Source organism: Variovorax paradoxus, from assembly GCF_030811855.1.
Taxonomy (GTDB): Bacteria; Pseudomonadota; Gammaproteobacteria; order Burkholderiales; family Burkholderiaceae_C; genus Variovorax; species Variovorax paradoxus_L.
Window position 1 is genome coordinate 196,437 of record NZ_JAUSRN010000011.1, and the last position, 26,817, is coordinate 223,253.

Sequence of the window (26,817 nt, forward strand, 5' to 3'; positions counted from 1 at the left end):
ACGCGCGGCCGCTTGGCCGGCCGCATCACCCCTGTCACCGGGGCCGGTCCGCGCCGCTCAGCCGAAGAACCAGTAGCAGACCGCGATCGCCGCCACCACGCCCGCCAGTTCGGCCGCAAGCGCGCAGGCCACAGCATGCCGCGCGCGCTGGATGCCGACTGCGCCGAAGTACACGGCCAGCACGTAGAAGGTGGTTTCGGTGCTGCCCTGGATGGTGGCGGCCACCAGCGCGGGAAAGCTGTCCACGCCTTGGGTCTTCATGGTCTCGATCAGCATGGCACGCGCCGCACTGCCCGAGAACGGCTTGACCAGTGCGGTCGGCATCGCGTCGACAAAACGCGAATCCCACCCGCCCGTGTCGACCAGCCAGCGCAGCCCGCCGAGCACGAAGTCGAGCGCGCCCGAGGCACGTAGCACGCCCACCGCGCACAGCATGGCGACCAGGTAGGGCAGGAGGTTCTTCGCGATGTCGAAGCCTTCCTTCGCGCCCTCGATGAAGCATTCGTAGACCTTGATGCGCCGGATCGCCCCGGCCAGGAGGAACACGATGATCACGCTGAACAGCGCCAGATTGCCCATGAGCGACGAGAGCGATGCAATCGCCGCCGCCGACAAGGTGCCCAGAAGGGCCATGAAGCCGCCCAGCAGCAGCGCGCCCGGCACCAGGTAAGCCAGCACGACCGGGTCCCACAGCCGCAGGCGCTGCGCCACGGCCACCGAGAGAAGGCCCACCAGCGTCGATGCGCTGGTCGCCAGCAGGATCGGCAGGAACACCATCGTCGGATCGCTCGCGCCTTGCTGCGCGCGGTACATGAAGATGGTCACGGGCAACAGCGTGAGCGACGATGCGTTGAGCACCAGAAACAAGATCTGCGCGTTGGTGGCCGTAACCGGGTCGGGGTTGAGGCGCTGCAGCTCGCGCATGGCCTTGAGGCCGATGGGCGTGGCCGCGTTGTCCAGCCCGAGCGCATTGGCCGCGAAATTCATCGTGATGAGCCCGAGCGCCGGATGCCCTGCCGGCACGCCCGGCATCAGCCGCCGAAAGAGCGGGCCGAGCAGCCGCGCGATCCAGCCGACCAGCCCGGCTGCCTCGGCAATGCGCAAGAAGCCGAGCCAGAGCGTGAGCGTGCCGAACAGCAGCACCATCACCTCGACCGCGAGCCGCGCCATGGCAAAGAGGCTTTCGACGATGGCCGCAAAGACGGCCGGATCGCCGCCCACGAGCCAGCGGCCGAGCGCGGCCAGCATTGCCATTCCGAAGAAACCCAGCCACAAGCCGTTGAGCACGCGTGTTCTTTCCCTTTTTGTGAGCGCGATCATAGGGCTACGCCCGCGCCTGCTTCGGGCTACAGTGTCGAGCCATGGCAGCCTCTTCCCTCATCCGCAGGCTCGCGGCCCTGGTGTGGGTCGCCGTGGCTTCGGCATGGCTGGCCGGTTGCGCCGGGCTGCCACCGCCATCGCCGCGCGAGCCCACCGCGGCCATCACCGACGTGGGCGGCAGCACGCTTGGCCAGCTGGCGCGGCTTGGCGCGTCCGATAGCGCCGCATCGATGTCGGGCTTTCGGCTGCTCCCTGAAGCGGCCTTTGCCTTCGACGCCCGCATTTCGCTTGCGCGGCACGCCGAGAAGTCGCTCGACGTGCAGTACTACCTCATCGAGAAGGATGACGTCGGCCTGCTGCTGCTGCGCGAACTGCGCGATGCGGCGGCACGCGGCGTGCGGGTGCGCCTGCTGGTGGACGACCTCTACACGGCCGGCGAGGACGAGTTGTTCGCCACGTTCTCCGCGTTTCCGAACGTCGAAGTGCGGCTGTTCAATCCGCTGCCTTCGCGGGCCGGCTCGCTCGCGCTGCGTCTCTTGCTCTCGGTTGCGGATTTCGGCCGCATCAACCACCGCATGCACAACAAGCTGCTGGTGGCCGACAACAGCTTTGCCGTCTCGGGCGGCCGCAACATCGCCAACGAATACTTCATGCGCGGTACGGCGGCCAACTTCATCGACATGGACGTGCTCTCCAGCGGGCCGGTGGTGCGCAAGATGTCCGAAGGGTTCGACCGCTACTGGAACAGCGAGCATGCGTGGCCCATCGAGCGCATCGCGCCGCTGCGCATGACGGTGGAAGAGGCGCAGAAGCGCTTCGATGCTATTGCCAGCGCCGCGCAACCCGACGTGCCGATCCGCCCGCGCGACGTGATGGACAGGTCGCCCGTGGGCGAGCAGCTCACCACCGGCAAGCTCGATCTACGCTGGGCGCCGTTCACGCTGTTCGTGGACGACCCTGCAAAGATCACGCGCGCGCCCGGTGCGGCCTATGCGGGCAGCGTGAACGAGGGAGCGCTGGCCGTCATCAATTCGGGCAAGCGCGAAGTCAAGATCGCCTCGCCGTATTTCATTCCCGGCCCGCCCGGCATGGCCATGATGAAGGCGGCCATCGAGCGCGGCGGGCGCATTACCGTGGTGACCAACTCGCTGGGCGCCACCGACGAGCCGCTGGCCTATGCAGGCTACGAGCGCTATCGCGCCGACATGCTGAAGATCGGCGTCACCATCTACGAGATCGCGCCGATGCTCACCAAGCGCTCGGGGCACTTCGGCGACTTCGGACAGTCGATCAGCCGCCTGCACGCCAAGATCGCGGTAATCGACGACGAGCGTTTCTTCATCGGCTCGATGAATCTCGATCGCCGTTCGGCCGCGGTCAACACCGAGATGGGCCTTGTGATCGACAGCCCCGAACTGGTGGCCGACTATGAAAAGCTTCTGAGCGGAGCGCGCGTCAGCCTGGGTTACCGGCTGCGGCTCGCACCCAACGGCCGCCGCGTGCAATGGCTGGAATACGACGACGCGGGCGGCGACATCGTCCACGAGGACGAGCCCGGCGAGTTTCTCTGGCTGCGCTTCAAGAACTGGCTGCTGCTGCCCATCGTGGGCGAAGACCTGCTCTAGCCGCGGCGTCAGGGCACTTCGATCAGCAGGTTCGGGCGGAAGCCTTCCTGCTCGCCCTTGCTCCGGTACCCGAGCGGGTTGGCCACCACGCGGCAGCCGTCCTTCACGTAGTCGAAAGGGCAGTGCAGGTGGCCGTGAAGCCACAGCTGGGCGCGAGGCAGCAGCGCATCGAGCGAATTGCAGAACCCGGCTGTGCCCGGCGTGAGGCCGTAGCGCGGATCGGCACTGGCGAGGCTGGGCGCGAAATGCGTGATGGCCACCGTGGTGCCGGCGAACGGCTCGGCCAGCGCCGCTTCGAGCCACGCCTGGCATGCCAACCCCTGCTCCCGCATGGCGCCGGCCATGAAAGGCTGGCCATGGCGCACCGTGGCGGCTTTTTCCAGGTAGAAGTCGGCCGCACGCATGGCCTTGCCGCGTTTCTTGAGCGCGTCCGCCAGGCCGTCGGTGGGGGTCACCAGCGCGTCGAAGTCGGCCCAGAGGGTGGTGCCGATGAAGCGGATGCCCTCGATGACCGCCGTTTCGCGCTCGAGCCACAGAATGTCGAGTTCCTGGCAGAGCGCGCGCAGGCGCTCGTGGGTCTGGTCGAAATCGGTGTTGTCGTATTCGTGATTGCCCGGTACGTACATCACCGGCACGGGCCAGCCGTTGCGGGGCGAGAAGCGGCCCAGCCCGAAATCCGGTTCGGTCAGTCGGGAGCCCTGCTGGTAGGAGCCGATGTCGCCCGCCAGCACCAGCATGTCGGCGCCGGGCGCGGGCTCGGCCTGGAACCGCGGGTGGGACTCCAGGTGCAGGTCGGAGAGCAGTTGCAGCTTCATCGCAGGTCAGTCTAGAGGAATCAGCCCATGCATAAAGCGCATGAGGCGGGGCTTTAAATATTAGGGATAACCCCTATTCTTGGGACATCAACCACTCCAGCGCCGCCAAGAGCAGCGCACTGTCATGTTCAGCCTCATTGCCCAAGTGGCCCGTTTCTTCTTCCGTTCTTCCAATGACAGCAACCCGGCCAGCCATGCCGCGACGCTGATGGAAACCGCCGACGTCCGTGCCGGCCTCGACGCCCACCACGCGCAGGAACTGCGCGTTGCGGCCTCCGCCTACCTGTCGGTCGTTCGCTAAAACCCCCGGTCAGCCGGGCACCTTTTGCCCGAGGACCGAATCGGCGAAAGCTGCCGCGGCCGAGCGCAGCAGCGCGGTGCGCAGCCATTCGTGCGCATGCCCATGCTGGGCCCGCCGGTGCCAGATGGCGTCGACGTGCACCATCGGCTGATCGAAGGGCAGGTCGCGCAGCACCAGCTGGTCGTCGATGCCGGTCACGGTGACGAAGTGGCGTGGCAGCACCGTGAGCAGGTCTGAATTTGCGACCACTCGGCCTGCCGTGAAGAACTGATTCACCGTCACCACGATGCGCCGTTCGCGTCCCAAGGCGCCCAGCGTCTGGTCGATAAAGCCGTACGGCCGCCCCGAAAAACTCACGAGCAGGTGTCGCGCGGCGCAGTAGTCGTCCAGCGTGAGCGGTGCCTCCGCGAGCGGGTGTCCGCGCCGCATCACGCAGACATACTGGCCAAGATAGAGCCGCTGCGTCTCGAATGCCACCCCCACGCCTGACTGCCCACGCGCCGCGAGGCTGGCGATCACGGCCGGAAAGTAGCCGATCGCCATGTCGACTTCTTCCTGCTCCAGCATCCGCCGCGGATCGCGGGTAGTAAGCGGCAGAACGCGCAGCGAGATAGCGGGCGCTTCCTTCTCCACGATTTTCACCAGCCCTGGGATGAGCTCGGCAGCGGTCGCATCGGCCATGGCCAGGAGAAAGGTGGTGTCGGCCGTCGAGGCATCGAACTCGCCCGGCGCGAGCGTGTGCTGCAGCTGCCGCAGCGCATCGCGCACGGTGGGCCAGAGCGCCAGCGCGCGCGGCGTGGGCTCGACGCCCGCGCCCGACCGGCTTACCAGCTCGTCGCCGAGTACTTCGCGCAGGCGGCGCAGCGCATTGCTCACCGCGGGCTGGGTGATCGACAGGTTCCGCGCGGCGCGCGTGAGGTTGCGTTCCGCCATCACCTCGTCGAAGACGCGGAGCAGGTTCAGGTCGAAGGTGCGGAAATTTACGTCCATCAGTGATGTGAATGATAAACATCAGAAAGATAAAGTGGATAAACACTAGGGCAAACCCTAATATCTCTACATCGGCACTCAGCCATTCATCCCTGGAGGGATTCATCATGACCAGCTTCGTCCACGTAGACCAACCCACTGTGCACCCCGGCGTCCAGCGCGCCGAAGTGCTGTTCGGCCAGATTCAGGCCGCCCGCGCCGGCGCGAACGGTTCGCGTCCGCTGATTGTCCTGCTGATCGTCGCCGTGGCTTCCGCGGTGCTGGTGGTGGCTGACACGCTCGTTTCCAACTGGGACGAAGGCGCTCTGCTCGCCGCCTGGGCCGTGCTCTGTGGCGCCGCTTTCGGCATCGCCGCGCTGTTTGCCGGCTCGCTGCGCAATGCGGCGGCCAAGGTTGGCGGCGTGTTGAGTGCAGCAGCCCAGCGCCGCGCCGCCGACCGCGCCGACGAGCGCTTTCTGGCCACCGCACACAGCGACCCTCGCGTGATGCAGGAACTGCAAGCCGCCGTTTGGCGCCAGCAGTCGGAAGGCACGGCTTCCATTGCCACGGTTGCCAAGGTCGACGCGCTGGCCCGCCAGGCCGCACGTGCCAACGATGCCCGCATGCCGACGCTCTACGAAGCCATGCGCCGCATGAACAGCTCGCGCTACTACTGATCGACCGATTCGATTCTTCAGCCGAGTCATGAAAAAGCCGCCCACGAGGGCGGCTTTTTCGTTGCTGCGGCCCGGTGGCCGCACAAAGGGTTGGCGTCAGGCCGCCAGGCGCTGCTCGATCGCGGCCTTGGTTTCCGGCAGTTCCTTCGGCAGGTGGTGCGCCAGCTGCTGGAACAGCTCGGTGTGCAGCTTCAGCTCGGCTTCCCAGGCGGCCTTGTCGATGCTGGTGACGGTGGCGAACTGCTCGGCGCTGAAATCCAGGCCGGTCCAGTTGAGGTCTTCGTAGCGCGGGCTCACGCCGAAGACGTGGTCCACGCCCTCCGCCTTGCCTTCGATGCGGTCGATGATCCACTTGAGCACGCGCATGTTCTCGCCGTAGCCAGGCCAGACGAACTTGCCGTCCGGACCCTTGCGGAACCAGTTGGTGGTGTAGATCTTCGGCTGCTTGGCACCCGAGGCTTCGAGCTTCTTGCCCAGGTCGAGCCAGTGCTGGAAGTAGTCGCTCATGTTGTAGCCCATGAAGGCCAGCATGGCGAAAGGATCGCGGCGCACCACGCCCACCTGGCCGACGATGGCGGCGGTGGTTTCCGAGCCCATGGTGGCGGCCATGTAGACGCCTTCGGTCCAGTTGCGGCCTTCGGTGACCAGCGGCACCGTGGTCGAGCGGCGGCCGCCGAAGATGAAAGCGTCGATCGGCACGCCGGCCGGGTCGTCCCAGGCCGGGTCGAGCGCCGGGTTGTTGGTGGCGGCCACGGTGAAGCGCGAGTTGGGGTGCGCGGCCTTGGCGCCGGTTTCCTTGGCGATCTGCGGCGTCCAGTCCTTGCCCTGCCAGTCGATCAGGTGCTCAGGCAGCTTCTTGCCGGGCACGTCGTCTTCCAGGCCTTCCCACCACACGTCGCCGTCATCGGTAAGCGCCACGTTGGTGAAGATCACGTCCCGGTCCAGGCTCTTCAAGCAGTTGGGATTGGTCTTGAGGTTGGTGCCGGGAGCCACGCCGAAGTAGCCCGCCTCGGGATTGATGGCGTACATGCGGCCATCCTTGCCGGGCTTGATCCAGGCAATGTCGTCGCCGATGGTGGTGACTTCCCAGCCGTCGAAGCCGGCGGGCGGCACCAGCATCGAAAAATTGGTCTTGCCGCAGGCCGAGGGGAATGCGGCGGCCACGTGGTACTTCTTGCCTTCGGGCGAGGTCACGCCCAGGATCAGCATGTGCTCGGCGAGCCAGCCCTCGTCGCGGCCCATGGTGGAGGCGATGCGCAGCGCAAAGCACTTCTTGCCCAGGAGCGCGTTGCCGCCGTAGCCCGAGCCATAGCTCCAGATCTCGCGCGTTTCGGGATAGTGGACGATGTACTTGGTCTTGTTGCAGGGCCAGGACACGTCCTTCTGGCCGGGCTCGAGCGGCGCGCCCACGGTGTGCACGCAGGGCACGAACTCGCCGTCGGTGCCGAGCACCTCGTACACGTCCTTGCCCATGCGGGTCATGATCTTCATGTTGACCGCGACATAGGGGCTGTCGGAAAGCTCGATGCCGATGTGCGCGATGGGCGAGCCGAGCGGGCCCATGCTGAAGGGCACCACGTACATCGTGCGGCCCTTCATGCAGCCGTCGAAGAGCGGCTGCAGCGTGGCACGCATTTCGGCCGGGGCCATCCAGTTGTTGGTGGGGCCGGCGTCTTCTTTCTTCTGGGAGCAGATGAAGGTGCGGTCTTCGACGCGCGCCACGTCGCTCGGGTCAGATGCCGCGAGGAAGGAATTGGGGCGCTTGGCCGGATTCAGCTTCTTGAAGGTGCCCGCGTCGACCAGTTTCTGGCACAGGCGGTCGTACTCTTCCTGGCTTCCGTCGCACCAGTAGATGGTCTCGGGTTTGCAGAGCGCGGCCATGTCGGCCACCCAGGCCACCAGTTTTGCGTTCTTGACGTATGAGGGTGCCTGAATGGCGAGGCCCTGCATCGCGGGTGCGTTCATCGGAAATCTCCTAAGTTGAAAAATCGTCTTTCCGAACGGGGCGCCGCGCCTGCTGTGGCGCGGAGGTCCGTTTGAGAAAACGTTTCTCTTAGGGAGACTGCGTCAACGCGGGCCGCAAAACCCGCGGACGATGACGCGATTGGCTGTCAGGCCAAATAGACAGCGATGGACGCGAGCAGCAGCATCAGCACGCCGCCGGCCAGCGGCAGCACGAGCGGCATCAGGTGCACGACCGATTCGACGGCGTCTTTTTCAACGGCGGCGGCGTGATGGGGCTCGACGGGAGTGGGGTTGGACATTGATTACCTCGAATACTCAGATTCAAAAACTGGGGGGCATTTTACGGGTCGGACCCGCCGGACCGGTCTAGGGGGTTGCCAACCCCCTTCAGTGCTGCTCTTCGGCCTCGAAGCCGGCGTCGTGCAGGGCGCCCAGCACGCTGGCCAGGTGGGCCCGTCCGCGGGTCTGCAGCACCAGCTCGATGTCGACGTTCTGCGCTGCCAGCATGGTAAACGCCCGCTGATGGTGCACCTCATCGACGTTAGCGCCCGCTTCCGCCACAGTGGCCGTGATCTGGGCCAATGAGCCCGGAACATCGCGCGCGCTCACCCTCACGCGGGCGAGCCGGCCGGCCCGCACCATGCCGCGTTCGATGATGGCCGCCAGCAGCAGTGGGTCGATATTTCCACCCGAAAGCACCAGCCCGACGCGCTTGCCCTTGAAGCGCTCCGGATGCCGGATCAGCGCCGCCAAGCCGGCCGCGCCCGCGCCTTCGACCAGGGTTTTTTCGATTTCGAGCAGCATCAGCACGCCCTGCTCGATGTCGCCTTCGTCGACCAGCAGCAGGTCGTCCACGTGTTTGGCAATGATCTCCCGCGTCAGCACGCCCGGCGTGCCGACGGCGATGCCTTCGGCGATGGTGCTCTTGCCCTGCAGGTGCTGGGTGCCCTTGACGGCATTGACCATGCCCGGAAAGCGCGTGGTCTGCACGCCGACGATCTCGATGCCGGGCTTGCGGTCACGTGCGGCAACGGCCATGCCGGCAATCAGCCCGCCGCCGCCGACCGACACCACCAGGGTGTCGAGATCGGGCACCACGTCGAGCATTTCGAGCGCCACCGTGCCCTGGCCCGCGATGATGGCCTCGTCGTCATAGGGGTGGACGAAGGTCAGGCCTTCGCGTTCGGCCAGTTCCAGAGCGTGGGCGCGCGCCGCGTCGAGCGTGTCGCCGTGCAGCACCACCTCGGCGCCAAAGCCGCGCGTTCGCTCGATCTTTACGCCGGGCGTGAAGCGCGGCATGACGATGAGCGCGCGCAGGCCCAGCCGCTGCGCGTGATAGGCCACGCCCTGGGCATGATTGCCGGCCGACATGGCCACCACGCCCCGCGTGGTTTCCTTGCCGTCGCCTTTCGGCCCGTTTTCCGAAAGATCGACTAATTTGTTGCACGCCCCGCGTTCCTTGAACGAGGAGGTGAACTGCAGGTTCTCGAACTTCAGGAACACTTGCGCGCCCACGATTTCCGAAAGCGTGCGCGATTCGACACAGGGCGTGTTGAGCACCTGACCCTGCAGACGCGCCGCGGCGCGCCGGATTTCTTCGATTCCGACCATGGCGGGCATTGTGGCTGGAATCGCATCATCAGGGTTTTTACCGTTCCAGCGTCTTCCCGAAGGCAAAAGTCTGCGTTATGGTCGCCCCAGGAATTCCCTCATCTGGAGGTCGTCTGATGGTCAAGCGTGCGGGTGTCGATGTCGTGGCTGCTGCGGTGCGCGGGCAGGCCTTGCCATCGCCCGGGCTCAAGGGAGCGCCGGTGCTCGAGCTGATGTGCTCGCACTTCGTGCTCACGCTGGCCGCCAAGCAGGGGCCGCGCTTCAACGTGCGCCGCGACATCAATGGCCTGCTCTCGCTGACCGGGCGCCACCTGGTGTGGCCGGCGGCGGTGCTGCATCGCCTCCGCGAGTTTCTCGGCCGCCGCTGTGCGGGCAACGAGGTCTGGAAGGGCGTGGAGAACTTCGACGGCCGCACGCTGCTGGAGCGCCACGGCGTTTGGCGCGGACCGTACGAGGAGGGCACGCTCTTCTTCTACCTCGACGAATACGCCAAGGACCAACCCAAGGACCTGCTCTCGGTGCTGGCCGTCACGCGCGACTGGCTCACGCATGCGCTGCGCAAGCAGTCGACCCTCGTCGAAAAGAACATCGATGCGCTCGCGGGCCTCTTGCAGCTCAACAAGGCCGAGCGCGCGCTGCTGCTCTACGGCACGCTCGCGCGCTACCAGCGCGACCTGCGTTCGCTGCTGGTCGAGTTCAAGGTCAACAATGCGCCCGAGGCCTATGCAGCCATTGCCGACATCGCAGGCGTCAACGCGAGCGAGGTGGGCGAGGCGCTGCGCGCGGGCTCGCGGCTCGAGCGCATCGGCCTGGTCGAGAACCTGATCTCCGAGCACAACATCACCGATTTGGCCGACCTCATGAAGGTCAGCGAAAAGCTGCCGCCGGTGCTGATGCGCGAATACCGCGACCACAACGAACTGATGGCCGTGTTCACGCGGCCCTCGGCCAAGAGTGCGCTCACTGCGCACGACTTTTCCTTTGTCGAGGAAGACGCGCAGATGCTCGTCACGCTGCTGCGTGCGGCAGTGGCGCGCAAGGAGCCCGGCGTCAACGTGCTGCTGTACGGCCCGCCCGGCACCGGCAAGACCGAGCTCGCCAAGGTGGTGGCGCAGGCGGCGGGGCTCGAACTGTTCGAGGTCGAATATGCCGACCGCGACGGCAACTCGCTGAGCGGCCGCGACCGCTACCGCTCGCTGCAGATCGCGCAGGTGTTCCTCAAGGGCAGCGCGCAGGCCGCGCTGCTGTTCGACGAGGTCGAGGACGTGTTCCCGCCCATCAGCACCGAGGCCGCGCAGTTCATGGCGCGCGCCGAGCAGATTCCGGCGCCCACCAGTGGCAGCGTGAGCGGCAAGGCCTGGGTCAACCAGATCCTCGAAGCCAACCCGGTGCCCACGCTGTGGGTGACCAACCGCATCGAGCAGATCGACCCGGCGTTCAGGCGCCGCTTTGCCTATCACCTCGAACTCAAGTCGCCGCCCCCCGGCGCGCGCGAGCAGCTGGTGAAGAAAACGCTCGAGGGCATCGTGGTGTCCGAAGCCTTCACCGCCAAGCTGGCCGAGCGCAAGGGCCTCACGCCCGCGCAGATCCGCACCGCAGTGCGCTTTGCCGGCTTGGCGCAGACGGAGGACGGCGCCTCGATGGAAACGCTCATCGAACGGCAGCTCAAGAACGCCGACCTCGCGCTGGGCACGCTGGACACCGGCCTGGGCATGCGCCGCAGCGTGACAACTTACGATCTCGACATGCTCAATGTCGAGACCCGCTTCGAAATTCCGCGCGTCGTGGCGGCGCTCAAGGCGCGCGGCCACGGCACGTTGTGCTTCTACGGCGCGCCTGGCACCGGCAAGACCGCGCTGGCGGAGCACATCGCCAAGGCCATCGGCCGGCCGCTGATCATCAAGCAGGCCAGCGACCTCATGAGCAAATACGTCGGCGAAACCGAGCAGAACATGGCCGCCATGTTCAAGGAGGCGGAGGCCGAAAAAGCCGTGCTGCTGCTCGACGAGGCCGACAGCTTCCTGCAGGACCGGCGTGGCGCCCAGCGCACTTACGAAGTGACCGAAGTCAACGAGATGCTGCAAGGCATGGAGCGCTTCAACGGCATCTTCGTTTGCACGACCAATCTGCTCGACCGGCTCGACCAGGCGGCGCTCCGGCGCTTCACCTTCAAGATCAAGTTCATGCCGCTCACCGCAGCGCAGCGCGAGCGCATGTTCGTGACCGAGGCACTGGCCGGCGATGCCGCGCTGCTCACCGCAGAAGCCAAGGCGCGCCTCGCGCAATTGCGCCAGCTGTGCCCGGGCGATTTCGCCGCTGTGAAGCGGCAGACCGACATCCTCGCGGTCGAGTTCTCGGCCGCCGAATTCCTCGATCAGCTCGAAGCCGAGCACCGCGTCAAGCCCGAGGTGCGCGAATCGCGCGGCATCGGCTTCGTGCAGTAGGCAGAAGCTGAAAGCGGCCGCAAACAGGTCCGCCGGAACGCGGCAAACAAGAAGCAACCGTCCGTCGCGGCGGACACGAGGAGGGGCTCGATGAACTCTGGCAACGCGAGCGCGCGGGAGATGCCGCGCTCCACCGTATCCGCCGCAGCCGCATTCGTGCTGGCCTGCGGGGCGTTCGCCATTGCCGGCTGTGGGGGCGGGGGCGGCGGGGGAGGAGGAGGCAGCGTGTTCCCGATCGTTGCGCCATCCGCCATTGCACCGCCGGCCAACATCGGCGGTGACGACGATGCCATTCTTGCCTCGTCCAGCGTGGCGGGCCTGTGCGCTGCGCCGCGCAGCGGCATCAATCCCGAGACTGGCGTGGCCTACCCCGACAAGCCCGGCACCCTGACCGATGAGAAGCGCTTCGTGCGCGGCTGGATCGACGAAACCTATCTCTGGTACGGCGAAGTGCCCACCACGCTCAAGGCGGCCGACTACGCCACGCCCGTCGCATATTTCAGCGTACTCAAGAGCCCAGCCATCACCGCGTCGGGCCGCGCGAAGGACCGCTTTCACTACGTGTACGACACCGAGCGCTACCGGCAGTTGTCGCAGAACGGCGTGGCGCCGGGCTACGGCATGGAGTTCGCGTTCGTGCGCAACTCGCGCCCGCGCGACTTGCGCATTGCGTTCACCGAGCCCGGCTCGCCCGCGGCAGCGGCCGGCATCTCGCGCGGCGCCAAGGTGCTCGAGGTCGACGGCGTCGACGTGATCGACGGAACCGACACCACGGCGCTCAACCGCGGCATCTCGCCCACCGCCGTCGGCGAATCTCACACCTTCAAGCTGCAGGAAGGCAGCGCCACGCGCACCGTGACGCTGGCGGCCGCGAGCGTCACGCAGACGCCGGTGCAGAACGTGAAGAGCATCGACACCGCCAGCGGGCGCGTGGGCTACCTGCTCTTCAACGACCACATCAGCACCTCGGAGCCGCAGCTCATCGATGCGGTCAATCAGTTCAAGCTGGATGGTGTCCAGGACCTGGTGCTCGACATGCGCTACAACGGCGGCGGCCAGCTCAGCATCGCGAGCCGGCTTGCGACCATGGTGCCATCTTCTGGCGCCACGTCGGGCAGGACCTTCGAGCGCCTCGTCTTCAACGCCAAGAACCCGTTCCACCTGTCGCCGGCCGAGACAGTCATTCCGTTCTACGGCACCAGCCGCACCGGTGCGCCCTTGCCCAGGCTCGGCCTTTCGCAGGTCACGGTGCTGGTCGGGCCCGACACCTGCTCAGCGAGCGAATCGGTCGTCAACGGGCTGCGCGGCATCGACGTCAAGGTCAATCTCGTCGGAGGCGCCACCTGCGGCAAGCCTTACGGCTTCTTCCCGCAGGACAACTGCGGCACCAGCTACTTCGCGATCCAGTTCCAGGGCATCAACGCCAAGGGCTTCGGCGACTACGGCGACGGCTTCGTGCCCGACTGCAGCGTGGCCGACGATTTCGACCACGCACTTGGCGACCCTGCCGAGGCACGCCTGGCGACCGCGCTGGCGATGCGCAGCGGCGGCGCCTGCCCCGCCTCGAGCTCGGCCAAGATCCTGCCGGGGCTCGAGAAATCCGGAACGGCCAAGGAGCAGCCCTACCTGCTTCATCGCACGCCGCTGCGCGAAATTCGGCTGCTCGAATCCGCGCCCGCACAGGGCTGAGCGGCTTCGGCCGCTGCCGCCGTTACCCCTTGAAACCTTGCCCTTCTCCACGCCGGTGGCGCGCGCTTTAGAGTTCTAGCAAACGTTTGCGCAAACGTTTGGCATTTAGTTCTACATCAAGCAAAACCCATTCGAGAAGGAGCCGGAATGCAGATTCGGATTCAGCGACGCAAATGGATGGCGGCGGCTTTGCTCGCCACGGTGCTCTCGGCCTGCGGCGGTGGCGGCGGGGACGGCAACAGCGGCATAGGGCTGGCTCCGGGCTTCGGCGCGGCGCCGCCGCCGGCGCAGAAGATCATCATCGACAGCGACTACAACACCATGAGCGACGACGGCCAGCTTGGCGTGATGGCTGCGCAGCTGCAGGCTTCGGGCAAGGTGAAGGTCATGGGCATCAGCGTGGTGTCGGGCAACCAGTGGCTCAAACAGGGCGTGGCCGATGCGTTGATGTCAGTCGAGCGGCTGGGCGTTGGCGACCGCATCGGCATCTACGCAGGTGCGAACTACGCGTTCAACCACGACTACGCGACCATCGAGGCCGAGATGGCGGCCGGCTCCGGCGGCGACGGCTACCTGGGCGCCTGGAGCTCGCCCGAGCCCAAGAGCAATGCCGACCTGAAGCCCTCGCCTGACGGCTTTGCCACGCACACGGTGCTGCAGCGCAGGAGCGCCGTCGACTTCATCGTCGACACCGTCAAGGCCAACCCGAACGAGATCACCATCCTGGCCATTGGCCCGCTCACCAACATTGCGCTTGCGGTGAAGCAGAACCCCGAGATCGTGCCGCTGATCAAGAAGATCATCTACATGGGCGGCGCGATCGACGTGGCGGGCAACACCACCAAGTTTGCCGAGTTCAACTGGTGGTTCGACCCCGACGCCGCGCAGTTCGTGGTGCGGCTGCCGATTCCGCAGGTGGTGGTGCCGCTGGACGTGACCGACACGGTGTTTCTCACCAAGCCCATCTACGACCGCATTGCGCATCCCGCCAAGCCGACGGCCGTGACCGAGGTGTTCAGGCAACTCAACGGCTATGGTTTCAGCGGCACCAATGGCTTCGAGAACAACCCCAGTTACACGCAGAACATCTGGGACACGCTCACGCTCGCCTACCTCATCGATCCGAGCTACGCCACGCAAACGGTGGAGCGCTATGTCGACGTGGTCGCCAAGCCCGGCGCCGCCGACAACGGCCGCTCCGTCGGCTACGCCGCGCAGCCTGCGGGCGCGGCGCTGCAGAAGATGACGGTGGTGAAGAAGTTCGACAACGCGCGCTTCTTCGAGCTCTATGTCGACCTGCTCACGCGGCCGGTGCCGATCGTGCTGCCTGCCGCGACGAACTGAGTGTCATAAGCCGCGCTTATCCAAACGCAACCAGGAGACGCATTCCCAACAGGTTTTGCCTTGCGGATACTCGCCCACGTTCGCTCCCGAACGCACAACGATTCCGACCGAGACAAGCGCCGTGCCCCCTGCCGCCATCACAGCCATCGACAGCCATGCCCATGTGTTCGCGCATGGCCTGCCTTTGGCGGCGACGCGCCGGCATGCACCCGACTACGAGGCCACGCTGGCCGAATACCTGGCGCTGCTCGACGCGCACGGCATCTCGCATGGCGTGCTGGTGCAGCCCTCCTTTTTGGGCCTGGACAACAGCTTCCTGCTCGGCGCGTTGCGCGCCTGCCCCGGGCGGCTGCGGGGCGTGGCGGTGGTCGACCCGACCGCGGACGACGCCATGCTGCATGCCATGGCCGAGGCCGGCATCTGCGGCATCCGCCTCAACCTCGTGGGCCTGCCGCTCCCCGATTTCTCCAGGCCCGAGTGGCATCGGCTCTTCGTCCGCGCGCGGGCGCTCGGCTGGCATGTGGAGCTGCACCGCGAATCCCGCGACTTGGAACTCGCAGCGCAGGCCGTGCTCGATGCCGGCTGCGCGCTGGTGGTGGACCATTTCGGCCGGCCCGCGTCGGCGCCGGCCATCGCGGATGAAGGATTTGCCTGGCTGCTCGGCGCCGCAGCCAGCGGGCGCATCTGGGTCAAGCTGTCGGCCGCCTACCGAAACTGGCCCGCGGCAACGACCGGCACCGCCGCCCGCGATGCCGCCCGCGCGCTGCTGAAAGCCTTCGGCCCCGGGCGCCTGGTGTGGGGCAGCGACTGGCCTCACACCCAGCACCGCGAGGTCGCGAACTACGCCGCCACGCACGCGGCGCTGGCCGACTGGGTGCCCGACGAAACGGCACGCCGGCGCATCCTGGTCGACACGCCCGCGCAATTGTTCAGGTTCAAAACCGGAGACATCAATGACAACCAATGAGCTCTCGCGCGCACGCCTGCTGCGCGCCATTCCCCGTTCCCTTGCGGGCGCGGCCCTGCTGCTCGCCGGGCTTTCAGCGTATGCCGGCACCTGGCCGGAAAAACCCGTGAGGCTGGTCGTGAGCTATCCGCCGGGCGGCACCGTCGATGCGGTGGCGCGCATCATCGCGCCCAAGCTCTCGGCGAAGCTTGGCCAGCCCGTGGTGATCGATAACCGCGGCGGCGCCGGCGGTGCCATCGGTGGCGACCTGGTCGCCAAGAGCGCGCCCGACGGCTACACCGTGATGCTCGATGCTTCCAACCACGCCCAGAACCCTGCGCTGCGCAAGATGCCCTTCGACACGTTGCGCGACCTGGCGCCGGTGTCGCTGCTGGTGAAGGTGCCCAACGTGCTGGTGGTGAATCCTTCGGCGCCGATGAAGAGCGTCGCTGACCTGATCGCCCAGGCCAAGGCGAAGCCGGGCGGCATCAACTACGCCTCGTCGGGCAATGGTTCGGCGCAGCATCTGGCCGGCGAGTTGTTCGCCTCGATGGCCGGCGTCCAGATCACGCACGTGGCCTACAAGGGCGGCGGTCCGGCGCTCACCGACGTGATGTCGGGACATGTCCCCGTGTTCTTCGCCAGCCTGGCGTCCAGCCTGCCCTTCATCCAGGGCGGCAAGCTGCGTGCGCTGGCCGTGACCGGCAAGACGCATTCGCCCGCATTGCCGCAGCTGCCCACCGTGGCCGAGGCCGGCCTGCCCGGCTACGAGGTCTACGAATGGAATGCGGTGTTCGTGCCGGCCGGCACCCCCGCGCCCGTGGTGGAGCGGCTGTCGAAAGAGTTCGCCGCCACGCTCAAGGACCCCGAGGTGCGCACCCGGCTCGAAGCGCTCGGCGCCGAGGTGATCGGCTCCAGCCCGGCCGAACTCGACAGCTTTCGCCGTGCCGAGATCGTCAAGTGGACCCGGCTCGCGAAGGACAACAAGATCCAGGTGGACTAGGCCGGCGCCGGGCCGCTCCCAAGCAGGCCTGCGGCCCCCTCGGGGGGAAGCGAGGACACGAAGTGCCGGAGCGTGGGGGTCAACTAGGCCGGCGCCGAGCCGCTCCCAAGCAGGGCAGCGAAAGCGTCGGCGAACGTCGGGCGCGAGCGCGCCAGCCACAGCGCCGACAACTCGAAGGCCGGCAGTCCTGCGCCGTCGCGTACCTCGGCATAGCGCACGCCCTCGTGCCGAAGCGCGCGTACCGAGCGCGGCAGCAGCGACCAACCCAGGCCCGCCGCCACGCAGGCCAGCACCGTCAGCGTGCGGTTGGCGTCCTGCACCACCCGCGTCTCGTGGCCCGCGCGGCGCAGCGCGCCGAGCAGCTGGGCGCGCAGGGCGGGAATCTGTTCTTCCGGAAACCACACCAGTCCGTGCCGGGCGATATCGGCGAGCGACACGCATCCGTCGTCGGCCAGCGGCCAGTCGGCCGGCAGCGCGGCGACCATCGCCTCCTCGCCCAGCCGCAATTCGTGCACCCGGGCGGTAACCGACACCGGCGGATGCAGCAGCGCGATGTCGATGCGGCCGCCCTCCAGCGCCGCCACCTGCTCGGCATTGCTCATCTCGCGCAGCACCACGTCGAGCTGCGGATGTTCGGCGCGCAGCCGGCGCAACGCGTTCGGCAGCACCTCGTAGACCGCATGCGTCACGAAACCCACGGTCAGCCGGCCCGCACGCCCGGCGCCCATCGCCCGCGCGCGTTCGGCCGCCGTGTCGCTGTAGGCGAGGCTGGCGCGCAGGTCGTCGATGACCGCGAGGCCGGCCTCCGTGAGCGTGGCGCCGCGGCGCGTGCGGGTGAACAGGCGCGTGCCGATCTCCTGCTCCAGTCGGTTCAGCGTTTGCGTGAGCGCCGGCTGTGCCAGGCCGAGCCGTTCGGCCGCCCGTGTGAGACTGCCCGCCTCGGCGACCGCGACAATGCAGCGCATCTGGCGGGTGTCCATGGCTGCGCCCGTGTCAGAACGCCTTGCAGACCCGCAGCACCTCGGCGCCGTAAGCCTCGAGCTTCTTGGTGCCGATGCCGCTGATGCCCTGCAGGTCTTCGAGCGTCGCCGGTGCGCGCTCGGCAATCGACGCCAGCGTGGCGTCGTGGAAGATCACATAGGCCGGCAGGTTGTGTTCCTTTGCCACCTCGGCGCGCCAGGCCTTGAGGGCCTCGAAGCGCTTCTTGCCGGTGTCGTCGAGCTTGGCGGCAGCCGGCGAAGGCGCGCCCTTGGCGACCTTCTCGCGGCGGGGCTTGCGCTCCGCCGGTGACGAGATGGATTCGCGCAGCGTCACGTTCGATTCGCCCTTGAGCACCGCGCGCGAGCCTTCGGTGAGCTTCAACGTGTTGAAGGCTTCCGCATCGACAGCCAGCGCGCCCGTGGCGATGAGCTGGCGCAGCACGCCGCGCAGCTGCACCTCGCTGAACTCCGCGCCCAGCCCGAAGGTGCTGATGCGCTCGTGCCCGAACTGCTTGACCTTCTCGGTCTCCTTGCCGCGCAGGATGTCCATGATGTGGCCCGCGCCAAAGCTGATGCCGCTCAGCTGCTGCACCCGGTAGATGGTGGAGAGTAGTTTGCGCGCGGCGTCGGTCCCATCCCACACCTGCGGTGGGTTCAAGCAGTTGTCGCAATTGCCGCAGGGGGTGCTCTTCTCGCCGAAGTAGCCGAGCAGCCGCACACGACGGCAGTCGCTCGCCTCGGCCAGCGACAGCAGCGCATCGAGCTTGCCGCGCATCACCTGCTTGAACTCTTCGCCGGCCGGGCTCTCGTCGATCATGCGGCGCTGGTTCACCACGTCCTGCAGGCCGTAGGTCATCCACGCATCGGCCGGGGCGCCGTCGCGGCCCGCGCGGCCGGTTTCCTGGTAGTAGCCCTCGATGTTCTTGGGCATGTCGAGGTGGCCGACAAAGCGCACGTCGGGCTTGTCGATGCCCATGCCGAAGGCGATGGTCGCCACCATCACGATGCCTTCTTCGCGCAGGAACCGGTCCTGGTGCCTCTGGCGCACCGCCGCATCCAGGCCCGCGTGGTAGGGCAGCGCATTGATGCCTGCACCCTGCAGCATCACGGCGACCTCTTCCACGCGCTTTCGAGATTGGCAATAGACCACGCCCGCATCGCCCTCGTGCTCGCGCTCGATGAAGCGCAGCAGCTGCGTGGTCGCGTCCTTCTTCTCGACGATGGTGTAGCGGATGTTCGGCCGGTCGAAACTGGAGACGAACTGACGCGCCTCTTCGAGTTGCAGCCGCTCGACGATGTCGGCGCGCGTGAGTGCATCGGCGGTGGCCGTGAGCGCAATGCGCGGCACGCCCGGATAGCGCTCGTGCAGCACCGTGAGCGCGCGGTACTCGGGCCGGAAGTCGTGGCCCCATTGGCTCACGCAATGCGCTTCGTCGATCGCGAACAGCGAGAGCTTGCCGCGCTCCTTCAGCGAATCGAGCTGCGAGAGAAAGCGCGGCGTGTTCACGCGCTCGGGCGCCGCGTACAGCAGCGTGATCTCGCCGCGCAGCATGCGGCGCTCCACGTCCTGCGTCTGCTCCCAGTCGAGCGTCGAATTCAAAAAGGCCGCGTTCACGCCGGCCTCGTGCAGAGCGCCGACCTGGTCGTGCATCAGCGCGATCAGCGGCGACACAACCACCGAGACGCCGCGCCCCGCGCGCTGCCGCGCTATGGCCGGGATCTGGTAGCACAGCGACTTGCCGCCGCCCGTAGGCATCAGCACCAATGCATCGCCGCCGCCCACCACGTGATCGACGATCTCCTGCTGCGGCCCGCGGAACTGCGAGTAGCCGAAGACTTCATGAAGGATGTCGGCGGGTGCGCTGCTGCTGCCGGGGGCGTCGAGGGGGAGGGGAGCGAGCGAGGACACAGGCAGCGGTGCGAAGGGCGGGGATGGGCAAAAAGGAGGGGAGACGTCGATTGTCCCCCACCCACCCGGATATGACTGTGGCATGAGGTTTGCAAAGGTGAAGCCCGTCCCGCCACCCTTCCTGTATAGACAGCAATCTGGTGCATTTTCCTGAAGGATGCACCGGAAATGGTCCTTCCGGGTTATCCTGTATATACAAGTTGGGGCGCTTGGCAACAATGCGAGGTTCGTGCAGCCCGAGCCCGGGTGCACCGCCGAGCTTTTTTCCAGAGAACAGAACCAGGAGTACCCATGGTCAAGACGGTAGTTGTGAAATTTGCCTCCCTGCTGGCCGCAGGCGCATGTGCAGCGGGCATGGCTGGAACGGCCGCCGCCCAGGAAACAAAAATTGCGCTGGGCATGTCCGGCTGGACCGGCTTCGCGCCGCTCTCGCTGGCCGACAAGGCCGGCATCTTCAAGAAGAACGGGGTGGACGTCGAGCTCAAGATGATTCCGCAGAAGGACCGCCATCTGGCGCTGGCCTCGGGCGCCATCCAGTGCGCGGCCACCACGGTGGAAACGCACGTGGCCTGGAACGCCAACGGCGTGCCCATCGTGCAGATCTTCCAGATGGACAAGTCCTACGGCGCCGACGGCCTTGCGGTACGCAACGACGTGAAGGGCTTTGCCGATCTCAAGGGCAAGACAATCGGCGTGAGCGCGCCCGGCACCGCTCCCTACTTCGGCCTGGCCTGGATGCTCAACAAGAACGGCATGACACTGAAGGACGTGAAGCTGGTCTCGCTCGAGCCGCAGCCCGCAGCCCAGGCCTTCGTGGCCGGCCAGAACGACGCCGCCATGACCTACGAGCCCTACCTGTCGACCGTGCGCGCCAACCCCACCGCCGGCAAGATCCTGGCCACCACGCTCGACTACCCGATGGTGATGGACACCGTGGGCTGCGCGCCCACCTGGCTCAAGGCCAACGCCAAGGCCGCACAGGCGCTCACGCAGTCGTACTTCGAGGCGCTCGACATGATCAAGGCCGACCCGGCCAAGGCCAACGAGCTCATGGGCTCGGCCGTGAAGCAGAGCGGCGAGCAGTTCGCCAAGTCGTCGGCTTACCTGCGCTGGCAGGACAAGGCCGCCAACCAGAAGTTCTTTGCGGGCGAACTCACCAGCTTCATGAAGGAAGCCACGCCCATCCTGCTGGAGGCCGGCGTGATCCGCAAGGCGCCTGAAGATTTCACGGCCACGTTCGATGCAAGCTTCGTCAAGTAAGGCCCTGCCGCAGGTGCCGCCGCGTTCGGCGGCGCCCGCACCGGCCGTCTCCCCCCAAGCCGCCGCGCCCGCTCGGCGCCGTTCGCTCGCGCCGCTCGAGCCCATCAGCGGGCGCGCCCGCGTGCTGCTCGGGCTGGGCTTCTTCGTGGCCTTCGTGCTCGTGTGGTCCATCGCCACGATCGGCGGCTTCGTGCCGCCGACCTTCCTCGCCAGCCCGCCGGCCATGCTCAAGGAAGGCTGGATGCTCTTTGCCGAGTTCGGCTTCATCGGCGACATCGGCATGACCGTGTGGCGCGTGTTCGGCGGCTTCCTGCTGGCGGCCGTGTTCGCAGTGCCGCTGGGCATCGCGATGGGCACGTGGAAAACGGTCGAGGCTTTCTTCGAGCCCTTCGTCTCGTTCTGCCGCTATCTGCCGGCCTCCGCGTTCATTCCGCTGCTCATCCTGTGGGCGGGCCTCGGCGAAATGCAGAAGCTGCTGGTGATCTTCATCGGCTCGTTCTTCCAGATCGTGCTGATGGTGGCCGTGACCGTCGGCGGTGCGCGGCGCGACCTCGTCGAGGCAGCCTACACGCTGGGCGCCAAGAGCCGTGGCATCGTCGCGCGCGTGCTCATTCCGGGTGCCGCGCCCGGCATTGCCGAAACGCTGCGCCTCGTGCTCGGCTGGGCCTGGACCTACGTGATCGTGGCGGAGCTCATCGGCTCCTCATCGGGCATCGGCCACATGATCACCGACAGCCAGGCGCTGCTCAACACCGGGCAGATCATTTTTGGGATCATCGTGATCGGCGTCATCGGGCTGGTGTCCGACTTCGCTTTCAAGGCGCTCAACCGCCGCCTCTTTGCATGGGCGGCACTGTGATGACGAACAACCAACTCTCCATCCAGGGCGTGTCGCGCGTCTTCACCGGCACCAAGGGACAGAGCACGCAGGCGCTGCTGCCCATCGACTTCGAGGTGAAGGAGAACGACTTCGTCACCATCCTCGGCCCCTCGGGCTGCGGCAAGTCGACGCTGCTACGCATCGTGGCGGGGCTCGATTTTCCGACCACCGGCCAGGTGCTGCTCGACGGCGAGCGCATCGATGGACCGGGCGCCGACCGCGGCGTGGTGTTCCAGAGCTACACGCTCTTTCCGTGGCTCACCGTGGCGCAGAACATCCGCTTCGGCCTGCGCGAGCGCGGAATGAGCGAAGCCGACCAGAAGGAGCGCAGCGAGTTCTTCATTGCCAAGGTGGGGCTGCGCGGTTTCGAGAACCACTTTCCCAAGCAGCTCTCGGGCGGCATGCAGCAGCGCACCGCGATTGCGCGCGCGCTCGCCAACGACCCCAAGATGCTGCTGCTCGACGAGCCCTTCGGCGCGCTCGACAACCAGACGCGCGTGCTGATGCAGGAGCTCTTGCTCGGCATCTGGGAGTCGGCACGCAAGACCGTGCTGTTCGTCACGCACGACATCGACGAGGCGATCTTCATGGCCAACCGCGTGGCGGTGTTCAGCGCGCGGCCCGGCCGCATCAAGACCGAGATCGCGGTCGACTTTCCGCATCCGCGCAGCTACACCATCAAGACCTCGCCGGAGTTCATGGACATCAAGGCGCGGCTGACCGAAGAGATCCGCGCCGAATCCATGGCTGCGGTGGAACACTGACATGAAACGCGACCTGCCGTCCCTCGCGCTCTATGCGCAAGTCAAGGATCACATCTCCCGCAAGATCCAGGACGGCACCTGGCCGGCCGGCCACCGCCTGCCGTCCGAGAGCGAGCTGGTCGCGCAGTTCGGCATCTCGCGCATGACGGTGAACCGCGCGCTGCGCGAGCTCATGGAGCAGGGCCGCATCGTGCGCGTGGCCGGCGTTGGCAGTTTCGTGGCCGAGAACAAGCCGCAGTCCACGCTGCTGCAGATTGCCAACATCGCGAGCGAAATCCGCCAGCGCGGGCACGACTACCGCTGCGAGATGCTCGCCGTGGAGCGCGTTGCCGCATCGCCCGACGTGGCGGCCTGGCTCGACATGCGCGCGGGCACCTCGGTGTTCCACAGCGTCTGCCTGCACCTGGAGAACGACACGCCGGTGCAGCTGGAAGAGCGCTACGTCAATCCGCTGGTCGTGCCCGATTTTCTCGAGCAGGATTTTGCCGCCGTACCGCCCAGCGAGTACCTGGTGCGCAACGTGCCCTTCGACCAGATCGAACACGTCGTCGATGCGGTGCTGCCCACCGCGGAGCAGGCGAGCCGGCTCGCGATGGAGCCCACCGATCCCTGCCTGCTGCTCACGCGCCGCACATGGACGCGCAACACGCCGGTCACCTGGGTGCGCTGCCTGCATCCCGCATCGCGCTACAGCCTGGGCAGCCGCTTTAAAGCCGACGGCAACCCCAGCTTCGGCTGATTTTTTCGCTACGGAAACCGACGGTTTTCTCTCGCAACCACTTGTATAGACAGGTTCACATGTTAACAAGCAATCACACCGCCACCTCCCTGACCCTCACGCCCGGCAAGGTGGACCTCGCGATGCTGCGCCGCATCCAGGCCGGCGGCGTGCAGTTGGCGCTCGACCCCTCGGTGCAAGAGGGCATGGCCCGCGCCGAAGCGGCGGTGCGCCACATCGTCGACAACGACCAGGTGGTGTACGGCATCAACACCGGCTTCGGCAAGCTCGCGAGCACGCGCATCGGCAACGACCACCTGGCCGATCTGCAGCGCAACCTCGTGCTCTCGCACAGCGTGGGCACGGGCGAGCCACTGGCCGCGCCCGTCGTGCGCATGGTGCTGGCCACCAAGGCCGTGAGCCTGGCACGCGGCCACTCGGGCGTGCGGCCCGCGCTGGTCGATGCATTGCTGGCCTTGTTCAACGCGGGCGTCATGCCGCGCATTCCGTGCAAGGGCTCGGTGGGCGCCTCGGGCGACCTCGCGCCGCTCGCGCACATGGCCTGCGTGCTCATCGGCGAGGGCGAGGCCACCACGGCTGACGGCACGGTGGTCAGCGGCGCTGAGGCCATGCGCCTTGTTGGCCTCGAGCCCTTCGTGCTCGGCCCCAAGGAAGGCCTGGCGCTGCTCAACGGCACGCAGGTGTCGACCGCTCTCGCGCTCGCAGGGCTGTTCGGCGCCGAGGACGTGTTCGCCTCGGCCCTGATGTCGGGTGCGCTCTCGCTCGAGGCCATCCAGGGTTCGATCAAGCCTTTCGATGCGCGCATTCATGCCGCCCGCGGCCAGCCGGGACAGATCGCGGTGGCCGGCGCCGTGCGCACGCTGCTCGAAGGCAGCGAGATCGTGCCGTCGCATGCCGACTGCGGCCGCGTGCAAGACCCGTATTCGGTGCGCTGCATCCCGCAGGTGATGGGCGCCTGCCTCGACAACCTCGCGCACGCCGCGCGCGTGCTGGTGATCGAAGCCAATGCCGCATCGGACAACCCGCTGGTGTTCTGCGACACCGGCGAAGTGATTTCTGGCGGCAACTTCCACGCCGAGCCGGTCGCCTTTGCGGCCGACATCATCGCGCTGGCCGTGAGCGAAGTCGGCGCCATTGCCGAACGCCGCATCGCGCTCCTGCTCGACACCGGCCTCTCGGGACTGCCGCCGTTCCTGGTGCGCGACGGCGGCCTCAACTCGGGCTTCATGATCGCGCAGGTCACGGCCGCGGCCCTTGCGTCGGAGAACAAGTCGCTCGCGCATCCGGCGAGCGTCGACAGTCTGCCGACTTCGGCAAACCAGGAAGACCACGTGTCGATGGCGACCTTCGCGGCGCGCCGTCTGGGCGACATGGTCAACAACACGGCGGTGGTGGTGGGCATCGAAGCCATGGCCGCCGCGCAGGGCATCGAACTCAAACGAGGCCTCAAGAGCTCGCCGCTGGTCGAAGCCGAATTCGCCAACATCCGCCAGAAGGTCGCCTTTCTTGAACGCGACCGCTACCTCGCGCCCGACATCGAAGCCATGCGCCAGTGGGCGCTGAAGGCCGAGCTGCCGGCTGCGCTGCTGGACATCCTGCCCAGTCACTCGTAAGAACCGACATACCGACCCGATTAGGAGAACCACGCCATGAACGCTCCGGAAAAATTCGCCCTGAACAATCCCGAGGCCGCCGATCCGCGCCACGACCCCACGCGCGTGATCCGTGCTCCGCGCGGCAGCACGCTCAACTGCAAGAGCTGGCTCACCGAAGCGCCGTTCCGCATGCTGCAGAACAACCTCGACGCCGAGGTGGCCGAGCGACCGCAAGACCTCGTGGTGTACGGCGGCATCGGCCGTGCCGCGCGCAACTGGGCCTGCTACGACCAGATCCTTGCGTCGCTGAAGGAGCTCAACGACGACGAGACGCTGCTCATTCAGTCGGGCAAGCCGGTGGGCGTGTTCAAGACGCACGAGAACGCACCGCGCGTGCTGCTCGCCAATTCGAACCTCGTGCCGAAGTGGGCCAACTGGGAGCACTTCAACGAGCTCGACCGCCAGGGCCTCTTCATGTACGGCCAGATGACGGCGGGAAGCTGGATCTACATCGGCAGCCAGGGCATCGTGCAGGGCACCTTCGAAACCTTTGTCGAAGCAGGCCGCCAGCACTACAACAACAGCCTTGCGGGCAAATGGATCCTCACGGCCGGCCTCGGCGGCATGGGTGGCGCGCAGCCGCTCGCGGCCACGCTGGCGGGTGCGGTGTCGCTCAACATCGAGTGCCAGCAGACCAGCATCGACTTTCGCCTGCGCACACGCTATGTCGACAAGCAGGCACGCGACATCGACCACGCGCTGGAACTCATCCAGCAGCACTGCGACGCGAAGGAAGCCGTGTCGATCGCGCTGCTCGGCAATGCGGCCGACATCCTTCCGGAGCTGGTGAAGCGCGCGAAGGCCGGCGGCATCAAGCCTGACCTCGTGACCGACCAGACTTCCGCGCACGACCTGATCAACGGCTACCTGCCCTCGGGCTGGACCGTGCCGCAATGGCAAGCCGCGATGAAGGATGCTTCGCAGCACGATGCGCTGAAGACCGCCGCGGCCAAGTCGTGCGCCGTGCACGTGCAGGCCATGCTCGACTTCCAGGCCATGGGCATCCCCACGGTCGACTACGGCAACAACATCCGCCAGGTCGCTTTCGACGAAGGCGTGAAGAACGCGTTCGACTTTCCGGGCTTCGTGCCGGCCTACATCCGCCCGCTGTTCTGCGAGGGCAAGGGTCCGTTCCGCTGGGTGGCGCTCTCGGGCGATCCCGAAGACATCTACAAGACCGACGCCAAGATCAAGGAGCTGTTCCCCGAGAACACCCACACGCACCGCTGGCTCGACATGGCGCGCGAGCGCATTGCCTTCCAGGGCCTGCCCGCGCGCATCTGCTGGCTCGGTCTGGGTGAGCGCCACATCGCGGGCCTGGCCTTCAACGAGATGGTGAAGAACGGCGAACTCAAGGCCCCGATCGTCATCGGCCGCGACCACCTCGACACCGGCTCGGTTGCCAGCCCCAACCGCGAAACCGAAGCGATGAAGGACGGCACCGATGCAGTAAGCGACTGGCCGCTGCTCAACGCGCTCCTCAATACGGCGGGTGGCGCCACCTGGGTCAGCCTGCACCACGGCGGCGGCGTAGGCATGGGCTACTCGCAGCACTCGGGCGTGGTCATCGTCTGCGACGGCACCGATGCCGCCGCCAAGCGCATCGAGCGCGTGCTGTGGAACGACCCGGCCACCGGCGTCATGCGCCATGCCGATGCGGGCTACGACATTGCCGTGGCCACCGCGAAGAAGCAGGGGTTGAACCTGCCGATGGTGCGATGACGCTCGTATTTCTCCCTCCCCTTCCGGGGGAGGGCCGGGGTGGGGGCACGACGGCCTTTACCCTCGCGCAGCGCTCATTGGGCGCGGGGGGCCCCCCCCCCCCCCCCCCCCCCGGGGGGGGGGCGGAGTAAACCTACCGGAGAAAGCTGGGGGGTGGGGGGGCCGGGCCCCGCCGGCCCCCCCCCCGCGGCAAGCCGGC

General features: G+C 66.9%; 22 protein-coding genes. 14 read left to right on the plus strand and 8 right to left on the minus strand.

Going from position 1 to position 26,817, the window contains the following annotated elements; all coding sequences use genetic code 11:
• Positions 1 to 57 precede the first annotated feature (57 nt).
• Positions 58 to 1,287, minus strand: a complete 1,230-nt coding sequence (locus J2X92_RS20695; RefSeq protein ID WP_307578272.1) for a nucleoside recognition domain-containing protein — start codon at positions 1,285 to 1,287, stop codon at positions 58 to 60.
• 74 nt (positions 1,288 to 1,361) lie between these two features.
• On the opposite strand from J2X92_RS20695, the gene J2X92_RS20700 reads away from it, so the two are divergent.
• A complete protein-coding gene (locus J2X92_RS20700; protein ID WP_307578274.1) occupies positions 1,362 to 2,945 on the plus strand; it encodes a phospholipase D family protein in 1,584 nt (527 codons plus the stop codon).
• Between the two features lie 8 nt (positions 2,946 to 2,953).
• Here J2X92_RS20700 and J2X92_RS20705 read toward each other — a convergent pair whose 3' ends face one another.
• Positions 2,954 to 3,760: a metallophosphoesterase gene (locus J2X92_RS20705; RefSeq protein ID WP_307578276.1), complete on the minus strand. Its 807-nt coding sequence runs from the start codon at positions 3,758 to 3,760 to the stop codon at positions 2,954 to 2,956.
• Positions 3,761 to 3,884: 124 nt separating this feature from the next.
• Between J2X92_RS20705 and J2X92_RS20710 the strand changes: the two genes are divergently transcribed.
• Positions 3,885 to 4,061, plus strand: coding sequence for a hypothetical protein (locus tag J2X92_RS20710; RefSeq protein ID WP_307578277.1), 177 nt, complete (start codon positions 3,885 to 3,887; stop codon positions 4,059 to 4,061).
• Positions 4,062 to 4,070: 9 nt separating this feature from the next.
• On the opposite strand, the gene J2X92_RS20715 is transcribed toward J2X92_RS20710, so the two are convergent.
• A complete protein-coding gene (locus J2X92_RS20715; protein WP_307578279.1) occupies positions 4,071 to 5,051 on the minus strand; it encodes a LysR family transcriptional regulator in 981 nt (326 codons plus the stop codon).
• A gap of 107 nt (positions 5,052 to 5,158) precedes the next feature.
• Between J2X92_RS20715 and J2X92_RS20720 the strand changes: the two genes are divergently transcribed.
• The gene (locus J2X92_RS20720) at positions 5,159 to 5,707 is read left to right on the plus strand and encodes a hypothetical protein (RefSeq protein ID WP_307578281.1); all 549 of its coding nucleotides are present in this window, start codon (positions 5,159 to 5,161) and stop codon (positions 5,705 to 5,707) included.
• Between the two features lie 96 nt (positions 5,708 to 5,803).
• On the opposite strand, the gene J2X92_RS20725 is transcribed toward J2X92_RS20720, so the two are convergent.
• From J2X92_RS20725 to J2X92_RS20735, 3 genes are all read right to left on the minus strand, one after another.
• Complete coding sequence (locus tag J2X92_RS20725) at positions 5,804 to 7,672, minus strand: phosphoenolpyruvate carboxykinase (GTP) (RefSeq protein ID WP_307578283.1); 1,869 nt, start codon at positions 7,670 to 7,672, stop codon at positions 5,804 to 5,806.
• Positions 7,673 to 7,818: 146 nt separating this feature from the next.
• Positions 7,819 to 7,971, minus strand: a complete 153-nt coding sequence (locus tag J2X92_RS20730; RefSeq protein WP_165442056.1) for a hypothetical protein — start codon at positions 7,969 to 7,971, stop codon at positions 7,819 to 7,821.
• 88 nt (positions 7,972 to 8,059) lie between these two features.
• A complete protein-coding gene (locus J2X92_RS20735) occupies positions 8,060 to 9,283 on the minus strand; it encodes a threonine ammonia-lyase (RefSeq protein WP_307578285.1) in 1,224 nt (407 codons plus the stop codon).
• 116 nt (positions 9,284 to 9,399) lie between these two features.
• Between J2X92_RS20735 and J2X92_RS20740 the strand changes: the two genes are divergently transcribed.
• From J2X92_RS20740 to J2X92_RS20760, 5 genes are all read left to right on the plus strand, one after another.
• Positions 9,400 to 11,727 (plus strand): ATP-binding protein, encoded by a 2,328-nt coding sequence (locus J2X92_RS20740; RefSeq protein ID WP_307578287.1) that lies wholly within the window; start codon positions 9,400 to 9,402, stop codon positions 11,725 to 11,727.
• Positions 11,728 to 11,817: 90 nt separating this feature from the next.
• Positions 11,818 to 13,416 (plus strand): S41 family peptidase, encoded by a 1,599-nt coding sequence (locus tag J2X92_RS20745; protein ID WP_307578289.1) that lies wholly within the window; start codon positions 11,818 to 11,820, stop codon positions 13,414 to 13,416.
• A 147-nt stretch (positions 13,417 to 13,563) separates the two neighbouring features.
• Positions 13,564 to 14,760: a nucleoside hydrolase gene (locus J2X92_RS20750; protein WP_307578291.1), complete on the plus strand. Its 1,197-nt coding sequence runs from the start codon at positions 13,564 to 13,566 to the stop codon at positions 14,758 to 14,760.
• 121 nt (positions 14,761 to 14,881) lie between these two features.
• Positions 14,882 to 15,727, plus strand: a complete 846-nt coding sequence (locus tag J2X92_RS20755) for an amidohydrolase family protein (RefSeq protein WP_307578293.1) — start codon at positions 14,882 to 14,884, stop codon at positions 15,725 to 15,727.
• On the plus strand, positions 15,714 to 16,709 hold the full coding sequence (locus J2X92_RS20760) for a tripartite tricarboxylate transporter substrate binding protein (protein ID WP_307578295.1): 996 nt from the start codon (positions 15,714 to 15,716) through the stop codon (positions 16,707 to 16,709). Before J2X92_RS20755 ends, J2X92_RS20760 begins: the two co-directional genes overlap by 14 nt.
• Before the next feature lie 83 nt (positions 16,710 to 16,792).
• Here the strand turns inward: J2X92_RS20760 and J2X92_RS20765 are convergent, their stop codons facing one another.
• Positions 16,793 to 17,689, minus strand: a complete 897-nt coding sequence (locus tag J2X92_RS20765) for a LysR family transcriptional regulator (RefSeq protein ID WP_307578297.1) — start codon at positions 17,687 to 17,689, stop codon at positions 16,793 to 16,795.
• 13 nt (positions 17,690 to 17,702) lie between these two features.
• Positions 17,703 to 19,598 carry a DNA helicase RecQ gene (gene recQ, locus J2X92_RS20770; protein ID WP_307578299.1) on the minus strand — a complete coding sequence of 632 codons (1,896 nt, stop codon included), beginning with the start codon at positions 19,596 to 19,598 and terminating at the stop codon, positions 17,703 to 17,705.
• A gap of 291 nt (positions 19,599 to 19,889) precedes the next feature.
• Here recQ and J2X92_RS20775 point away from each other — a divergent pair, with 291 nt between their 5' ends.
• From J2X92_RS20775 to hutU, 6 genes are read left to right on the plus strand one after another with little or no spacing between them, the layout of a single operon-like run.
• Positions 19,890 to 20,858 carry an ABC transporter substrate-binding protein gene (locus J2X92_RS20775; RefSeq protein WP_307578301.1) on the plus strand — a complete coding sequence of 323 codons (969 nt, stop codon included), beginning with the start codon at positions 19,890 to 19,892 and terminating at the stop codon, positions 20,856 to 20,858.
• Positions 20,839 to 21,717 carry an ABC transporter permease gene (locus tag J2X92_RS20780; RefSeq protein WP_307578303.1) on the plus strand — a complete coding sequence of 293 codons (879 nt, stop codon included), beginning with the start codon at positions 20,839 to 20,841 and terminating at the stop codon, positions 21,715 to 21,717. Before J2X92_RS20775 ends, J2X92_RS20780 begins: the two co-directional genes overlap by 20 nt.
• Positions 21,702 to 22,502, plus strand: a complete 801-nt coding sequence (locus J2X92_RS20785; protein WP_307578305.1) for an ABC transporter ATP-binding protein — start codon at positions 21,702 to 21,704, stop codon at positions 22,500 to 22,502. Before J2X92_RS20780 ends, J2X92_RS20785 begins: the two co-directional genes overlap by 16 nt.
• Position 22,503: 1 nt before the next feature.
• Positions 22,504 to 23,241 (plus strand): histidine utilization repressor, encoded by a 738-nt coding sequence (gene hutC, locus J2X92_RS20790; RefSeq protein ID WP_055806896.1) that lies wholly within the window; start codon positions 22,504 to 22,506, stop codon positions 23,239 to 23,241.
• Positions 23,242 to 23,300: 59 nt separating this feature from the next.
• The gene (gene hutH, locus J2X92_RS20795; protein WP_307578308.1) at positions 23,301 to 24,854 is read left to right on the plus strand and encodes a histidine ammonia-lyase; all 1,554 of its coding nucleotides are present in this window, start codon (positions 23,301 to 23,303) and stop codon (positions 24,852 to 24,854) included.
• Between the two features lie 36 nt (positions 24,855 to 24,890).
• Positions 24,891 to 26,618, plus strand: a complete 1,728-nt coding sequence (gene hutU, locus J2X92_RS20800) for a urocanate hydratase (protein ID WP_307578311.1) — start codon at positions 24,891 to 24,893, stop codon at positions 26,616 to 26,618.
• The last annotated feature ends 199 nt before the right edge of the window (positions 26,619 to 26,817 follow it).

Bases quoted from the DNA above. Each gene is read 5' to 3' on its own strand.
- J2X92_RS20775 (WP_307578301.1), top strand. From the start codon at position 19,890: ATGGTCAAGACGGTAGTTGTGAAATTTGCCTCCCTGCTGGCCGCAGGC.
- J2X92_RS20700 (WP_307578274.1), top strand. From the start codon at position 1,362: ATGGCAGCCTCTTCCCTCATCCGCAGGCTCGCGGCCCTGGTGTGGGTC.
- J2X92_RS20760 (WP_307578295.1), top strand. From the start codon at position 15,714: ATGACAACCAATGAGCTCTCGCGCGCACGCCTGCTGCGCGCCATTCCC.
- J2X92_RS20780 (WP_307578303.1), top strand. From the start codon at position 20,839: ATGCAAGCTTCGTCAAGTAAGGCCCTGCCGCAGGTGCCGCCGCGTTCG.
- hutC (WP_055806896.1), top strand. From the start codon at position 22,504: ATGAAACGCGACCTGCCGTCCCTCGCGCTCTATGCGCAAGTCAAGGAT.
- J2X92_RS20735 (WP_307578285.1), bottom strand. From the start codon at position 9,283: ATGGTCGGAATCGAAGAAATCCGGCGCGCCGCGGCGCGTCTGCAGGGT.
- J2X92_RS20785 (WP_307578305.1), top strand. From the start codon at position 21,702: ATGGGCGGCACTGTGATGACGAACAACCAACTCTCCATCCAGGGCGTG.
- J2X92_RS20710 (WP_307578277.1), top strand. From the start codon at position 3,885: ATGTTCAGCCTCATTGCCCAAGTGGCCCGTTTCTTCTTCCGTTCTTCC.
- hutU (WP_307578311.1), top strand. From the start codon at position 24,891: ATGAACGCTCCGGAAAAATTCGCCCTGAACAATCCCGAGGCCGCCGAT.
- J2X92_RS20745 (WP_307578289.1), top strand. From the start codon at position 11,818: ATGAACTCTGGCAACGCGAGCGCGCGGGAGATGCCGCGCTCCACCGTA.
- J2X92_RS20715 (WP_307578279.1), bottom strand. From the start codon at position 5,051: ATGGACGTAAATTTCCGCACCTTCGACCTGAACCTGCTCCGCGTCTTC.
- J2X92_RS20725 (WP_307578283.1), bottom strand. From the start codon at position 7,672: ATGAACGCACCCGCGATGCAGGGCCTCGCCATTCAGGCACCCTCATAC.
- J2X92_RS20705 (WP_307578276.1), bottom strand. From the start codon at position 3,760: ATGAAGCTGCAACTGCTCTCCGACCTGCACCTGGAGTCCCACCCGCGG.
- J2X92_RS20765 (WP_307578297.1), bottom strand. From the start codon at position 17,689: ATGGACACCCGCCAGATGCGCTGCATTGTCGCGGTCGCCGAGGCGGGC.
- J2X92_RS20750 (WP_307578291.1), top strand. From the start codon at position 13,564: ATGCAGATTCGGATTCAGCGACGCAAATGGATGGCGGCGGCTTTGCTC.
- hutH (WP_307578308.1), top strand. From the start codon at position 23,301: ATGTTAACAAGCAATCACACCGCCACCTCCCTGACCCTCACGCCCGGC.
- J2X92_RS20720 (WP_307578281.1), top strand. From the start codon at position 5,159: ATGACCAGCTTCGTCCACGTAGACCAACCCACTGTGCACCCCGGCGTC.
- J2X92_RS20730 (WP_165442056.1), bottom strand. From the start codon at position 7,971: ATGTCCAACCCCACTCCCGTCGAGCCCCATCACGCCGCCGCCGTTGAA.
- J2X92_RS20740 (WP_307578287.1), top strand. From the start codon at position 9,400: ATGGTCAAGCGTGCGGGTGTCGATGTCGTGGCTGCTGCGGTGCGCGGG.